The organism is Streptomyces sp. NPDC050560, assembly GCF_044457285.1.
Classification (GTDB): Bacteria; Actinomycetota; Actinomycetes; order Streptomycetales; family Streptomycetaceae; genus Streptomyces.
This window is the reverse complement of sequence record NZ_JBITGT010000008.1, coordinates 304,819-318,869: the sequence shown is the minus strand read 5'-3', so window position 1 is coordinate 318,869 and position 14,051 is coordinate 304,819. Positions and strand designations below refer to the sequence as shown.

The window sequence follows — 14,051 nt, the reverse complement described above, 5'->3', positions numbered from 1 at the left end:
GGACAAACACCCAATGCGGGACATACGTGAAATACCCGGGTAAGAACTCCGAACGGAACGGGCGCCGACACGGCCCCCGTTCCCCACGGAGCCCCCGGGCGGAGTCCCGGACCGCCGTGCCTCACCCGGTACGGCGGCGGCTCCCCGCCAGGTGTATGGCTACCCGGCGCCCGGGCCCGCCGCCCGTACGCGCCCCCGGACGTGCACCCATGCGCCCCGACCGGAGGAACGATGCTCCTCCCCCGCGCGTCCCGGGGCCGTAACCCCGCGTGACAAAGGAAGTTGAGGAGTGCGTGGAAGAATCCCCAGGAGTCACCGAAGCCGTCATCTCTCCAGGACAGATCCCCGCCATGCGGCTGCCCGCCGCCGCGGTCCCGAACGCACAGGGGCGCGGCGGCCCCGACGCCGCCGCGCTCCCCCGCTCCGGCGCCGCGGACATGGCGGAGGCCGCCGCGGGCTACGTGCGCCGGTGGCACTGGGACGTACTCCCGGGGACCCGCCTTGAGATGGTGGACGGCGTCCCGCGGTGCTCCTGCGGTGTCGCGCACTGCCCCGCGCCCGGCGCGCACCCGGTGGCCGGGGACTGGCCCACGCTGGTGACGGGGAGCGCGAGCGGGGCGCGCAGACTCTGGGCGGAACGCCCTGGGGCATCCGTGCTCCTGCCCACGGGGCGGACGTTCGACGTGCTCGACGTCCCGGAGGACGCCGGCCTCCTGGCGCTGGCCCGTCTCGACCGCATGGGGATCGCCCTCGGCCCCGTCCTGCACACGCCGACGGGCCGGACGCAGTTCCTCGTCCTGCCCGGCACCGGCGCACGGCTGCGCACGCCCGCGCGCCCCCCGCGCCCACGCGCCGCCGGTGGCGGTCCCTCGCCGCGCCGGGGTCTCGTGGTGCGCGGCGAGGGCGGCTGGGTGGCGGCCCCGCCGACCCGGGTCGGCGGGCGCGGCGTCGTCCAGTGGGCGCTGCCGCCCTCCGCCGCCGCCCACTGGCTGCCGGACGCGGAGCACATCGCGCCGACGCTGCGGTACGCCTGCCCCCGGTAGGGAACCGGGGCCGCGCCGCCCGTGCCTCGTCCAGGACCGGATCGCACCGCACTACGCTCCCACCGGGCGCGCGGCGGTGACGCGGCTGCGCCCCGGCCCCGGTCGGCCGAAAGCGGCCGGGGTTGTGCCGGGCCGACGCGGGCAGGGGGATCACCAGAGCGACGGGCGCGGCGGTGCCACGGGTACACGGTGGCACGGGTGCAGGGAGCCTGGGGAAACCAGGGGAAATCTGGGGAAATCCAGGGAAAGGGGCACGGGGGATGAGCGGAGTCGCGGTCCGGGTCGAGGGGCTGTGGAAGACGTTCGGGCAGCAGACCGCTGTGGCGGGGATCGATCTCGAACTGCCGGCGGGCCGCTTCATCGGCCTTGTGGGGCCGAACGGCGCGGGCAAAACCACCACGCTCTCCATGGTCACCGGGCTGCTGCGGCCCGACGCGGGGACGGTCGAGGTAGCGGGCCGCGACGTGTGGCGGGACCCGGCGGCGGTCAAGGCCCGTATCGGGGTGCTGCCCGAGGGGCTGCGGCTGTTCGAGCGGCTGTCGGGGCGCGAACTGCTCGGCTACACCGGGCGGCTGCGCGGCCTGCCGGGCGCCGAGGCCGACAAGCGCGCCGTGCAACTGCTCGACGTACTGGACCTGGCGGGCTCCCAGCACAAGCTGGTCGTCGACTACTCCACCGGGATGCGCAAGAAGATCGGGCTGGCCTGCGCCCTGCTGCACAACCCCGAAGTCCTCTTCCTCGACGAGCCGTTCGAGGGCGTGGACCCGGTCTCCGCGCAGACCATCAGGGGCGTGCTCGAACGCTTCACAGGATCGGGCGCCACCGTCGTCTTCTCCAGCCATGTCATGGAGCTGGTGGAGTCGCTGTGCGACTGGGTCGCGGTGCTCGCCGCGGGCCGCATCCGCGCGCAGGGCACGCTGGCCGAGGTGCGCGGCGACGCGTCCTCGCTCCAGGACGCCTTCCTCGGCCTCGTCGGCGCCACCGGCCGCGACCGCGGCTCCTCGCTCGACTGGCTCGGCGGCGGGAGCGGCGCGTGAGCGCCGGGAACAGGGCGCCCGCGGCGGAGACCGGCGGCGGGGCCCCGGCGGCCGGTGCGGAGGGCTCCGGCGGCCCGCGGGTGCCGTCGCTCACCGCGGTGATGGTGTCGCTCAAGCTGGCCCTGCTCGTGAACGGCCTGCGGCGCTCCTCGGGGCGCAAGGCCGCGTACGTGGTCTCGGCGGTCGTGGTGGTGCTGTTCGCCGTGCTCCAACTGATCGGGCTGATCGCGCTGCGCGGGGTCTCGGGCGCCGGGTCGCTCGCGCTGCTGCTCGCGATGCTGCTCGCGCTGGGCTGGGCGGTGCTGCCGCTGTTCTTCCCGAGCGGCGACGAGACCCTGGACCCGGGCCGCCTGGTGATGCTGCCGCTGCGCCCGCAGCCGCTCGTCCGGGCGCTGCTCGTGGCGTCGCTCGTGGGCATCGGGCCGCTGTTCGCGCTCTGCCTCGCGGCCGGAGCCGCGGTCACCGTGGCGCACGGCGCGGCGGCCGCGGTGCTGGCGGTGCCCGCGGTGGCGGTGCTGCTGCTGAGCTGTGTGGCGCTGTCCCGGTCCGTCGCCGTCGCCAACATCCGGCTGCTCAGCTCCCGCAGGGGCAAGGATCTGGCGGTGCTGAGCGGCCTGGTCATCGCGGTGGGCGCCCAGGTGCTCAACTTCGGCGCGCAGCGCCTCGGTTCTGCGGGCCTCGGCCGTCTCGACCCGGTCGCGGACGTCATACGGTGGCTGCCTCCCGCGTCGGCGCTCGGCTCCGTCGACGCGTTCTCCGACGGCTCCTACGGGGCGGGCACGGCGCAGTTCCTGCTGGCCGTGGCGCTGCTGGTGGCGCTGCTCGGGTACTGGCGCCGTGGTCTGACCCGGCTGATGACCGCCCCCGACGGCTCCACGCTCCAGACCGCCGAGGGGGCGCGCGGCCGGGGCGGGCGCTCCGGCGCGGGGCTCGCGCGGCTGCTGCCGCCGGGCAGGGTCGGCGCGTCGATGGAGCGCGCCCTGCGCTATGTGTGGCGGGACCCGAAGACCAAGGCGGCGTGGGTGACGGCACTGGCGATCGGGCTGATCGTGCCGGTGCTCAACGCGGTGCAGAACTCCTCGTCGCCGTATCTGGCGTGCTTCGCGGCGGGGATGCTGGGCGCGCAGATGTACAACCAGTTCGGGCAGGACACGTCGGCGTTCTGGATGATCGCGATGACGGTCTCGTCGCCCCGCGACGCGTATCTGGAACTGCTCGGCAGGGCGAGCGCCACGGTGCTGGTCACGCTGCCGTACGCGACGCTCGTGACGGTGCTGACGACGGGGCTGCTCGGCGACCTGGGCGCGCTGCCCGAGGTGCTTGGCCTGTCCTACGCGCTGCTCGGGGCGCTGGTGGCGACGGGGGCGTGTGCCTCGGCGCGGGTGCCGTACGCGATGCCGCAGAGCGGGTACAAGAACGTGGCGCCGGGGCAGGGCATGCTCGCGGCGGTCTCGATCTTCGGCGGGATGTTCGCGTCCGCGGTGCTCTGCGCGCCGCTCATCGCCGGCACGATCTGGCTGCACGCGTCCTCCGGCACCCGGCTGACCTGGCTGCTGCTGCCGGTGGGGGCCTGCTACGGGGCGCTGTGCGGCTGGGGCGGCCTGCGGGTGGCGGCGCGGTGGACGGCGCAGCGGCTGCCGGAGATCCTGACGGCGGTCACCCGGTAGGAGTGCGGGACGGGCGCGGGGTGCGCGCGGGCGCGGGGCGCGCAGCACGGCGGCGCGGTGGGCACGGGCGGGCGCGCGGGCGCGGGGTGCGGGCGGGTCTCAGTCGGCGAACGCCCGGTCGAGGAAGGGCTCGGTGGCCGCCCGCCACTCCCGCGGCCTGTCGTAGTGCACGAGGTGGCCCGCGCCCGCGACCTCCGCGTACTCCCCCCTGGGCAGCACGCGCACCATCTCCTGGGCCTCCGCGCGGCCCAGCTCGCCGTCCACGCCGCGCAGCACCTGGACCGGGCAGGAGATCTTCGCCAGCTCGTCCCAGTGCGCGTCACGCGACCAGGAGGCACGTGCCTCCACCATCCGCTCCGGTGAGAAGACGGGGCGCCAGCCGTCGGAGGACTCCGCCATCACCTCGGCGTAGAACTCCCCGCGCGCCGCGCTCGGCCGCTCCACCCAGGGGTCGTCCTCGCCGAACCACTTCCGTACGTCGGCGAGCGTGGCGAAGGGGACCGGCCAGGAGGCGACCCACTTCTCCCACTCCCGCTGGGAGGCGGCGGACTGCGCGGAGGCCCGCATGTCGCAACTGATCACGCCGCGCACCAGATCAGGCCTGCGGGCGGCGAGGCGCCAGGCGGTGAGCGCTCCCATCGCGTGCCCCACGAGCACCGCGGGGGCGAGCCCGAGCTGTTCGAGCGCGGCCTCCGCGTCGGCCACGAACGCCTCCGACGTATAGCCGCCGGGACCCGGCTCACCGCTTCTGCCGTGACCCCGCTGGTCGAGCGCCACCGCGCGATGCCGCTCGGCGAGCCAGCGGGAGGGGGCCGCCCAGTGCGAGGCCCTGCCCATGAGGCCGTGCAGCAGCAGGACGCCGCGGCGCCGCCCGTCGTCGGGCTTGGGCCCCTCGGCGAACTCCCAGGCCGCGAGGCCAAGGCCGTCCGCGCCCCGCACGTCGATACGCCGCGCCATCGATGGCACCCCCTGGGGAAGTTCCTCGCCGCTCGTGCTCTGGTCCACGTCATCCACGCCCGCTACCGGGCCTTGCGAAGCGGGCACCGGTCGCCCTGCGCGCCCCGGGGCGGCGGTAACGCGCCGCCTGTCCGGGAACAACCACCACGCTATCGAACCTGTTTTCGATATCGGGGGTTCCGGCAGTAGCACCCCTCGTTCGAGTGACCATGGTCAAGGGTTGGCGGACGCGGCCGGGGGGAGATCTTCAGCGGGAGGCGGGCCGCTCGGGGAAATTGGCCCGACGGGAGTGACCCTGGGCGCTCGGGGCTCCGGGTCAGCAAGGGGGAGGAGAAGTCCCGGCACCGCACGGAGCCGGGACCTTCTCGCCGTTCACACGGGAAGACCGGCCGCCCGGCACAGCGCGCCGCCCGGTGCCCGCCGGACGTGGCCGCCACGGGCGCGGTGGGCACGGCCCTGACGGGTCGTAAGCGCTGGACCTCACGGCACATCCCCCTACCCCCTCCCGAGCGCGCGGCAGGACCGGTGCGCAGCACCGCCGGAGTCATCCTCAGGTCATATGCCTGTCGCACCAAGCCTTGCACGCGATACGGCCCAACGGGGCCCCCGGGGGCGCCGAATCGGCCGAATTCCGTCGAGGCACAGGCGCGTGGCGGGTGGGGGGTGCCGCTCCGGGGCCGCCGCCGTGGGGCGGGCCCCGGCGCGGGACGTCAGCGCTTGGCGACGAACACGTGCGACGCGGTGGACGTCTCCAGCTCGGCCGCCTCGCCGCTGCTGCCGACGAGCACCCCGCTGGGCCCCTCGGTGACGCTGACGACGGAGCCCGGCTGGACACCGGCGCGACGCAGCGTGTGCATCAACTGGGCGTCCATCTGGATCGGCTCGCCGATGCGGCGCACCACGACCGTCTTGCCGTCGGCGCCCGGGTCGAGGTCGGCGAGGGAGACCAAGCCCTCGTCGAGGAACGGGTCGGCCTGGTCCTCCTCACCCAGCTCCTCAAGGCCGGGGATCGGGTTCCCGTACGGCGACTCGGTGGGGTGGCGCAGCAGGTCGAGGACGCGGCGCTCCACGGCCTCGCTCATCACGTGCTCCCAGCGGCACGCCTCCGCGTGCACCTGCTCCCACTCCAGACCGATCACGTCGACGAGCAGGCATTCCGCGAGGCGGTGCTTGCGCATGACGCGGGTGGCCAGCCGGCGGCCCTCGTCGGTCAGCTCAAGGTGGCGGTCGCTCGCGACCGCGACCAGGCCGTCGCGCTCCATGCGGGCCACCGTCTGGCTCACCGTGGGCCCGCTCTGGTCGAGCCGCTCGGCGATCCGGGCGCGCATGGGGACCACACCTTCCTCTTCCAGCTCAAGGATGGTGCGGAGGTACATCTCCGTGGTGTCGATCAGTCCGGACATACGTGCCCCTCGATTTAGCCGTGCCGGTGCGACGCACCGGACTGTGCGCGCCCTGCCCCCCATACTGACGCATCCCAGTGACATCCGGGCCCAGACAGGTTTCCCGGCCCCGGTTCCGCTCCGGGGCACGACGCTCGGGGGTCTCCCCGATACGCTCCGCGATTGGTCTGGACCTTGACAGGGCGGGGCGGTGGGCCGCAGCGTGTGGGCGACATCGACCGAGAAGGGGCGGGGCGGCATGGCGGACAGCGTGGCTTCGGAACTGGGCGGGCGTTTCTTCGACGCCGCGATATCCCTGCTCCAGCGGGTACGGGACGCGGAGTCGGAGAACATGCGCGCCGCGGCGGCGCTGATAGCCGACACCGTGGAGGCGGGCGGCAGGCTGTTCGCGTTCGGCGCCGGGCACTCCTCGCTCGCCGCGCAGGACACCGTCTACCGGGCGGGCGGGCTCGCGCTGATGAACCTGCTGAACGTGCCGGGCACCGTGGGCGTGGACGTGATGCCCGCCACCCTGGGCTCCGCCCTGGAGCGGGTGGGCGGGCTGGCCTCCGCCGCCCTTGAGTCGAGCCCCGCGCGGGCGGGCGACGTGCTGGTGGTCATCTCGCTCTCCGGGCGCAACACGCTCCCGGTCGAGATGGCGCTGAAGGCGCGCTCCCTCGGGCTGCGGGTGATCGCGGTCACCTCGGTCTCGTACGCGTCGCGTACCGAGTCCCGGCACGCCTCGGGGACCTTCCTGAAGGACCACGCCGACGTGGTGCTCGACAGCGGCATCCCGATCGGCGACACGGTGCTGACCGCCGAGGGCGTCGCGGCCCCGTTCGCCCCCGCCTCCACCGTCGTCACCAGCGCGCTCCTCCAGGCCACCCTGGCGACGGCCGCGGGGCTGCTCGCCGAGCGCGGCACGGAGCCGCCGCTGCTGCGCTCCGGGAACGTGGACGGCGGCACGGCGTGGAACGAGCAGGTCATGGAGGAGTACGGGGACCGGATCTTCTACCGGCGCTGAGCGCGGCCCCGTCCCGCCCCGGCCGCGCCCCACGCGCGCGTACCGCCCGCCCGGCCCCACGCGCGCGTGCGCGCGCGTTCCGTACACATGCCGCAACACACAGGCCGCAACGCATACCGACGAGTGCCGCCGCCGCGGCCGGTATTCGCGCGTAGCGCGAGCGGGCGGGTGTCAGTCGGCCGTGCGGCGGCGAGACAGGTCGAGGGCGACCGCGACGCGGGCGGCGACGCTCTCGCCGTAGACGGCGTCGGCGCGCTCGAAGCGGGTGCGGCTCCGGCCGCGCAGGAAGGTCACCACGCCCAGCGTCCTGCCGCGGCTGCGCAGCACCGCGCAGAGCGCGTGCGCGGCGTCTTCCGGCCACTGGCGCGCCGCCGCCCAGTCCGCCTCCTGCCGCCCCGGCGCGTCCACGCCCGCCGCGGGCGCGGAGGCGCGCACCGAGCCCTCGCGCTCCACGCTCTGCACCGCGGGGTGCCCGGAGCCGTACCCCACGGGCAGCCCCGCGGCGCCTGAGGCCACGGCGGGGCCCGGGTCGCCCGACGGCGTCATCAGGGTCCTCACGAGGCGTACGGGGCCGCTGTCGGGGCTGTACTCCTCGCCGGGCGCCAGCAGGTCGACCAGGGCGTGGTCGGCGAAGCCCGCGAGCGCGAAGTCGAGTTGCACCGCCGCCGCCTCCGCGGGGTCCTCGCACTCGGCGGCGGCCCGCGCGGCGCGGTGGAGCTGGTTGGCGCGGAAGCGGAGCTGGTCGGCCTCCTGCTGGGCCAGCTTGGCCTCCGTGACGTCGAGGAAGAGCCAGCCGACGCCGAGCGGCACGGGCTCCTCCGCGAGCGGCGAGGCGAGCCGCAGGAAGCCGCTGCGCCAGCAGCGCCGCCGCTCCCCCTCGGGGGTGCGCACCGTCAGCCACATCTCGGCGGGCGCGGGCGGCGCCCCCTCCGCGAGCACATGCGTCAGGGCGCTCTCCAACTCCTCGACGCCCTGCGGGATCAGCTCCCCGAGCGGCCTGCCGAGCAGCGCGGTGCGGCCGGTGCCCAGCGCGCGGGCCGCGTGCGCGTTGACCACCGCGGGGCGCAGGTCGGCGTCCACGAGGACCACGCCCCAGGCGGCGTCCTCGAACAGGGCCTCGCTGAGCGCGATGGAGCGCTCCAGGTCGATCTGCGCGTGCACCTCGCTGAAGGCGCAGTACACGCCCGCGGGCTCGCCGTCCGCGCCCCGTACGGCCGCGGACTGGGTGCGCACAAGGACCCGGCCGCCGTCCTTGGTGAGCAGCGCGAACTCGTGCACCTGGCGGCCGGGCGCGCGCATCGCGGACAGCAGCCTGCGCTCCACCTCGCCCGCGTCGGCGCTGCGCACCGCCCAGCCGGCGAAGCCGCGGCGCCCCACGGCCTCGGCGGCCGTCCAGCCGAGGATGCGCTCGGCCTCGCGGTTCCAGTGCGTCAGCACGCCGTCCGCGTCGAAGGCGCACAGGGCCGCGTCCATGCCGTCGAGCAGCGCGGCCAGCAGATCGCCGCCGTCCCGCTCCGGCTCTGACGGGCCGACCTCGTCGGTGGTCCCACTGCGCCGGGAAGCACTCACCAGGCACCCCCTGCCGGGCCGTTTCCACATCAGGCACGGTGTGCCGCGCCCCGCCTCATTCAACTCGAACGTGACGCAACCCACATCGGGTTCCCGCAAGTTCGCCGGGGTTCTCCGGAGGTTTCTCCGGCTTGCCCCGGCCGGGCCCCCCGGCCCCCCTGTCACGAGGGGCCGCGTGGTCACGCTCCGTCCGGCCGTCCTGCTCTGCGGCGCACGTGTGTGCCCCGGGGTGGCCGGGGGCCGCGGGCGTCCGCCACCCCCGATGATGGCTCCGTTCACCCTCGATGAACAACCGTCCACCGCGGGGAAAGGCCGTGCGACCGGCGACGGAGCAGTCGCACAAAACCCCTTGAGCGACGCCGGGGGGCGTGCCTAGGCTGGCACCACTCGGGAAAGGAGGTGGTTCGGCAGATGTATGCATACCGGACGCGAGAGGTGACTGCGGGCTAGCGGCCCGTCATCACACTCAGTGCGGTGCCGGACCAGCGCATGACCTTGGTGCGCAGCCGGCCAATCTCACGCAGTCACCCGACCCGCGGATCGCCGGTACGTCCGGCCGGTTCTCCCCGTTGCGACGGGGGGACTATGGTCCGCGGGTCGTCTGCGTTCCCGGCGGCCGCCACTGCGTGCCACACGGGAACGACCCCGTATCGCACCGGGGCCGCCCGCCGCCCCCTGCCGAGGGCCGTCCTCGAAGCCCCCGGCGCCGCCGCCCCTCAGGGGTTGAGCCGTGTCACCGTCCAGCCGCCGCCCTCCCGGGCCTCGTAGCGCAGCCGGTCGTGGAGCCGGTTCGCCCGGCCCTGCCAGAACTCCACGGTGTCCGGCGCCACCCGGAAGCCGCCCCAGTGCGGCGGCACCGGCACCGACTCGCCCTCCGGGTAGCGCGCCGCAAGCTCCTCGTACGCCCGGTCGAGCGCCTCGCGCGAGGCCACAGGCGCCGACTGCTCGCTCGCCCAGGCGCCGAGCTGGGAGCCGTGCGGACGGGTCCTGAAATAGGCGGCCGTCTCGTCCCGCCCGGTGCGCTCCGCCACCCCCGTCACCAGCACCTGGCGGCCGATCGGATGCCAGGGGAAGAGCAGCGCCACCCGGGGGTTCGCGGCCAGGTCGCGGGCCTTGCGCGAGGTGTAGTTCGTGTAGAAGACGAAGCCGCGGCTGTCGTAGTGCTTCAGCAGGACGGTGCGCGAGCTGGGCAACCCGGCCGCGTCCACCGTCGAGACCACCATCGCGTTGGGCTCGTGGAGCACCCGCCGCCCGGCCGCCCGCGCGGCGTCCTCGAACCAGCGCCCGAACTGCTCCGCGGGCTCCGGCGCGAGATCCTCCTCCGCCAGCCCCTCGGCCTCGTACTGGGCGCGCATCGCGGAGATGTCCGGGCGGTCGTTCGGGCTCTGGGCTGCGGCACGGGCGCGGTCTGTCACGCCGTCATCCTGCCGTACCCGAGCGCGGCGGCGGTCGGGAGGCCGCCCGCTACAGCACCAGGTCCGCCAGCCTGTCGACCTCCTCGATCCTGGCGACGGTCGGGGTGAACGTCAGCTCGGTCATGCCGATCGCCTCGAAGTCCCGCACGATGCCCCTGACCTGGTCCCGGCCGCGTACCACGCCCCGCGCGATGGTGTCCCCGTGGTCCCCCGCGTACGCGTAGTACGTGCGCACATAGCGGTCGGACTCGGCCTCGTGGCGCTCGTCGGCGGCGAAGTACGCGAGCCCGAGCAGCCGCGGCTCGCCCTCGCGGCCCGCCTCCCGCCAGGCGGCCCGCACCTGTCCGACGGTGGGTTCCGCGCGCGCGGGGCCGCCGCCCGCGCCCGTCCAGCCCGCGGCCCAGCGCGCGGTACGGCGCACCGCGCGCGGGCCGTGCCCGCCGATCAGGATGGGCACCGGCCGCCCCGGCGGCACCACGGGCCTGCGCTCGCCGGGGAAGTCGCCGTCCTCGACGGGCTCGCCGCGCCAGGCCGCGTCCAGGTAGGCGAGCTGCCGGTCGAAGACGGCGCCGCGGCCCGCCCAGTCACGCTCCCCGGCCGCGTAGTCGGACTCGCGCGCGCCCACGCCGAGCCCGAGGGTGAGCCGGTCGCCGGTGAGCTGGGCGACCGTCCCGCTGATCTTCGCCAGCACCGCGGTCGGGTACGTCGGCGCCAGGACCGCGTTGGTGACGAGCCCGATGCGGCTGGTCGCGGCGCCCACGGCGGCGAGCGCGGTCAGCGAGTCGTACGACGGGTAGGGAATCCGCCCGATCGTCGACACGAACGCGAACCCCCGCTCCTCCGCCCGCCGCGCCCAGTCGAGCATCAGCGCTCCCGTGGTGCCTGTGGTGGTGTTCGGTAGGGCGATGCCGATGCGCATGGTGCCGTCCTTCTGGTGGTGCGTGTTCACGGGGGCGACGCGTCCGCGGTCGGCGCGCTGCGCGCGGGCGCGGTTCGTACCCTTTTCAACTTCCCTTCCCCGTCGATCTCACACGGCGGCGCCGCCCGCCTCACACGGCCGGGCCCGCCGCGGCCGCTGCGCCGCCGGGCAGCGGCTCGGAACCGGCGGTGTCGCGCAGGTGCGCGGCGCCCGAGCGCCGCGCCCATACGAAGACCGCGAGCGAGACCGCGCCCACCGCCACGGAGTCGTACGGCGCCCGCAGCCGCCCCGAGCCCTCGAACGTGCCGAGCCAGGACAGCAGGGTCAGCGCCCCGAGGTGGACCACCAGCCAGGCGCCCTTGCGCAGTTCGGCCGCCAGGTCGCGGCCGCGCGCGGCGCCGCCGCCGCCGGACGACCCGGAGTCCCGCAGGAACAGGAAGAGCGGCACGGACGCGAGCACGAGGGGCAGTGCGAGCCGCAGGTCGTGCCAGCCCGACCAGTACACGAACTCGCTCGCGACCACGAAGCTCAGCGGCGCGATCCACTGCACCCCCGGCACCCGTCCGACCGCCCCCGCGACGCCCCTGCGCCGGTCGTGCGCGCGGAAGGCCGCGGCGGCGACCGCCGACGACGAGTAGATCAGCAGGTACATGTCGCCCATCACGCTGACGATGTCCTGCCAGCCGCGGAACGGCAGCATGAAGACGACGATCACCGCCAGGTTGAGCAGCAGCGCACGGTGCGGCATCCCCTGGCGGGGGTCGATGCGCATGAAGAAGCGCGGCAGCAGGCCGTTCTTGGCGAGGGCGTAGGTGTGGCGCGCGTCGATCGCGACGCCGACGTACGCCGAGCCGCCGGGCGACAGCACCGCGTCCGCGTAGAGCAGCGTGGCGAGCCAGTGCAGGTTGAGGATCAGCGCGAGCTGCCCGAAGGGCGAGTCGAAGTTCACGCCCTGCCAGCCGTGCCCGAGCAGCGACTCGGGCACGGTGAAGAGGAACGCGAGCTGGAGCGCCAGGTAGAGGGCGACGGCGAGCCCGATGCCGGTGAGGACGGCGGCGGGCACGGTACGGCGCGGGTTGCGGGCCTCGCCGGAGAAGTCCAGGGGGGCCTGGAAGCCGTTGACGGAGTACACGATGCCGCCGCCGGCGAGCGCGGTGAGGCAGGCCGCGTAGCCGTACGGGGCGAAGCCGCCGTGGTCGGTGAGGCGCCCGCCGTGGGTGCCGGAGAGGAACAGCGCGACCACCGTCACCACCGGGATCACGATCTTCAGCAGCGACACCAGGTTGTTCAGCCGCGCGAAGAGGCGCACCGCGAACCAGTTCAGGGCGGTGAGCACGACGCTCAGCGCGGCGGCCACGCCGAGCCCCGAGGCGGTGATGCCGCCGTCCTCGTAGAGGCCGGGGATGTAGTGGGCGGCGTACTGCATGATCGCGCTGATCTCGGCCGCGGTGCCGCCCACGGAGAGCAGCACCGACCAGCCGATCATCGTCCCGACGAGGCGGCCGTTGGCATAGAGCGGCCAGCGCACGGTGCCGCCGCCCTCCGGGCGGGTGGCGCCGAGTTCGACCATCACCAGGGCGATCAGGGCACAGAGCAGGCCGGCGGCCACCCAGGAGATCAGGGCGGCGGGGCCGGCGGTCTGGGCGGCGTAGAGGGCGGAGAAGAGCCAGCCGCTGCCGACGATGTTGGAGAAGCCGATGGAGGTGAGGGCCCAGAAGCCCAGGTCTTTGCGCAGGCGCGATTCCTGGGTCTGGAGGGGGTGGGAGGACTGGGGGGATTGGGGGGCTCGGGGGGTGTTCGGCACGGGGGAAGGGGTTCCCTGGAGGGGTGGGGGGTGAACCTTGGCTGCGGTGGTGGGGGGCGGATTCTGGGCTTCTACGGTGGCGGGGTGGGAGTCGGCATGGGGGTGCACTATATTGCACGTGGAGTTTAGTGGATTGGACGTGAGGGGATGAGTGAGCGGTTGGCGGGCGGGGCCGAGGCTGCCGCGCCCGTGGTGGTGTCGGAGGGGGGCGCGGACGGCGCGGAGGGCGGGCGGCGCGGTGGGCTAGGGCCCGTGGCGCTGGTGGTGTCCGGCTGTGTGTCCGTGCAGTTCGGGGGCGCGCTCGCGGTCTCCCTGATGCCCCGTACCGGACCCGCAGGGGTGGTGGCGCTGCGGCTCCTGGTGGCCGCCGTGGTGATGCTCGCGGTGTGCCGTCCCCGGCTGCGCGGGCACTCGCGCGCGGACTGGGGGACGGTGCTGGCGTTCGGCGTCGTCATGGCCGCCATGAACAACCTCTTCTACCAGGGCGCGGCCCGCGTCCCGCTGGGCGTGGCGGTCACCCTGGAGGTACTCGGCCCGCTCGCCCTCTCCGTGATCGCCTCCCGCCGCCTGGTGAACGTGCTCTGGGCGGCGCTCGCCCTCGGCGGCGTGGCCCTGCTCGGCGGCGGCGACTTCACCGCCTTCGACATGCTCGGCGCCGGCTTCGCCCTCGCGGCGGGCGCGATGTGGGCGCTCTACATCCTCTTCAGCGCCCGTACGGGCCGCCGCTTCCCGCAGGCCGACGGTCTTGCCATGGCGATGGGGGTGGCGGCGGTGCTCTCCCTGCCGATCGGCGTGGCGGCGGCGGGCAGCAGGCTCACCGACCCCACCACGATCGCCCTGGGCGGCGCGGTGGCGATCCTCTCGTCGGTCCTGCCGTACACCCTGGAACTGATGGCCCTACGCCGCCTCCCGGCCCCCACGTTCGCCGTCCTGATGGCCCTGGAACCGGCCATCGCCGCCACAGCGGGCTTCCTGGTCCTGAACCAGTCCCTCGCCCCCACGGACGCCCTGGCCATCACCTTGGTCATCACAGCCAGCATGGGCGCAGTAAAAACCCAACGCCACTGATCTCCTCCTCCCCCACGCCCCCATCTGTGACGCCCACCCCACTGGGCCCGAGGCCCGCCAACGCACCCAAGCCCACACCCACGTACCGCGCACAGACCCCCCACCGGGGCCGAGGCCCCCCACGACGCAAGGGGTGGCGGGGCCGGAAACATGCGCCCGGGCCCCC

11 protein-coding genes are annotated in these 14,051 nt (G+C 74.7%); 5 read left to right on the top strand and 6 right to left on the bottom strand.

What is annotated here, in order from left to right; genetic code table 11:
• The first annotated feature begins 350 nt into the window (after positions 1 to 350).
• The 3 genes from ACIBIW_RS20715 (at position 351) to ACIBIW_RS20705 (ending at position 3,747) form a co-directional block, all read left to right on the top strand.
• Positions 351 to 1,043, top strand: coding sequence for a bifunctional DNA primase/polymerase (locus ACIBIW_RS20715; protein ID WP_399338406.1), 693 nt, complete (start codon positions 351 to 353; stop codon positions 1,041 to 1,043).
• Between the two features lie 260 nt (positions 1,044 to 1,303).
• Positions 1,304 to 2,080 carry an ABC transporter ATP-binding protein gene (locus ACIBIW_RS20710; protein ID WP_399338157.1) on the top strand — a complete coding sequence of 259 codons (777 nt, stop codon included), beginning with the start codon at positions 1,304 to 1,306 and terminating at the stop codon, positions 2,078 to 2,080.
• 101 nt (positions 2,081 to 2,181) lie between these two features.
• Entirely contained in the window at positions 2,182 to 3,747 is a 1,566-nt protein-coding gene (locus tag ACIBIW_RS20705) for a transporter (protein ID WP_399338405.1), read from the top strand.
• Between the two features lie 99 nt (positions 3,748 to 3,846).
• Here the strand turns inward: ACIBIW_RS20705 and ACIBIW_RS20700 are convergent, their stop codons facing one another.
• Both ACIBIW_RS20700 and ACIBIW_RS20695 read right to left on the bottom strand, forming a co-directional pair.
• Positions 3,847 to 4,704 carry an alpha/beta fold hydrolase gene (locus ACIBIW_RS20700; protein ID WP_399338403.1) on the bottom strand — a complete coding sequence of 286 codons (858 nt, stop codon included), beginning with the start codon at positions 4,702 to 4,704 and terminating at the stop codon, positions 3,847 to 3,849.
• Positions 4,705 to 5,414: 710 nt separating this feature from the next.
• Positions 5,415 to 6,107, bottom strand: coding sequence for a metal-dependent transcriptional regulator (locus ACIBIW_RS20695; protein WP_399338155.1), 693 nt, complete (start codon positions 6,105 to 6,107; stop codon positions 5,415 to 5,417).
• A gap of 238 nt (positions 6,108 to 6,345) precedes the next feature.
• On the opposite strand from ACIBIW_RS20695, the gene ACIBIW_RS20690 reads away from it, so the two are divergent.
• Entirely contained in the window at positions 6,346 to 7,110 is a 765-nt protein-coding gene (locus ACIBIW_RS20690; RefSeq protein ID WP_399338153.1) for an SIS domain-containing protein, read from the top strand.
• A 171-nt stretch (positions 7,111 to 7,281) separates the two neighbouring features.
• On the opposite strand, the gene ACIBIW_RS20685 is transcribed toward ACIBIW_RS20690, so the two are convergent.
• The 4 genes from ACIBIW_RS20685 to ACIBIW_RS20670 form a co-directional block, all read right to left on the bottom strand.
• Positions 7,282 to 8,679 (bottom strand): PAS domain-containing protein, encoded by a 1,398-nt coding sequence (locus ACIBIW_RS20685; protein WP_399338151.1) that lies wholly within the window; start codon positions 8,677 to 8,679, stop codon positions 7,282 to 7,284.
• A gap of 716 nt (positions 8,680 to 9,395) precedes the next feature.
• Positions 9,396 to 10,094 carry a pyridoxamine 5'-phosphate oxidase gene (pdxH, locus tag ACIBIW_RS20680; RefSeq protein ID WP_399338149.1) on the bottom strand — a complete coding sequence of 233 codons (699 nt, stop codon included), beginning with the start codon at positions 10,092 to 10,094 and terminating at the stop codon, positions 9,396 to 9,398.
• A gap of 49 nt (positions 10,095 to 10,143) precedes the next feature.
• The gene (locus ACIBIW_RS20675) at positions 10,144 to 11,043 is read right to left on the bottom strand and encodes an LLM class flavin-dependent oxidoreductase (protein ID WP_399338147.1); all 900 of its coding nucleotides are present in this window, start codon (positions 11,041 to 11,043) and stop codon (positions 10,144 to 10,146) included.
• A 100-nt stretch (positions 11,044 to 11,143) separates the two neighbouring features.
• Complete coding sequence (locus ACIBIW_RS20670) at positions 11,144 to 12,748, bottom strand: APC family permease (RefSeq protein ID WP_399338401.1); 1,605 nt, start codon at positions 12,746 to 12,748, stop codon at positions 11,144 to 11,146.
• Between the two features lie 216 nt (positions 12,749 to 12,964).
• On the opposite strand from ACIBIW_RS20670, the gene ACIBIW_RS20665 reads away from it, so the two are divergent.
• Positions 12,965 to 13,885: an EamA family transporter gene (locus tag ACIBIW_RS20665; protein WP_399338145.1), complete on the top strand. Its 921-nt coding sequence runs from the start codon at positions 12,965 to 12,967 to the stop codon at positions 13,883 to 13,885.
• Positions 13,886 to 14,051: the final 166 nt, after the last annotated feature.

Coding starts and splice junctions, on each gene's coding strand:
- ACIBIW_RS20700 (WP_399338403.1), bottom strand. CDS start 4,704: ATGGCGCGGCGTATCGACGTGCGGGGCGCGGACGGCCTTGGCCTCGCG.
- ACIBIW_RS20710 (WP_399338157.1), top strand. CDS start 1,304: ATGAGCGGAGTCGCGGTCCGGGTCGAGGGGCTGTGGAAGACGTTCGGG.
- ACIBIW_RS20705 (WP_399338405.1), top strand. CDS start 2,182: ATGGTGTCGCTCAAGCTGGCCCTGCTCGTGAACGGCCTGCGGCGCTCC.
- ACIBIW_RS20690 (WP_399338153.1), top strand. CDS start 6,346: ATGGCGGACAGCGTGGCTTCGGAACTGGGCGGGCGTTTCTTCGACGCC.
- ACIBIW_RS20695 (WP_399338155.1), bottom strand. CDS start 6,107: ATGTCCGGACTGATCGACACCACGGAGATGTACCTCCGCACCATCCTT.
- ACIBIW_RS20715 (WP_399338406.1), top strand. CDS start 351: ATGCGGCTGCCCGCCGCCGCGGTCCCGAACGCACAGGGGCGCGGCGGC.
- ACIBIW_RS20665 (WP_399338145.1), top strand. CDS start 12,965: ATGAGTGAGCGGTTGGCGGGCGGGGCCGAGGCTGCCGCGCCCGTGGTG.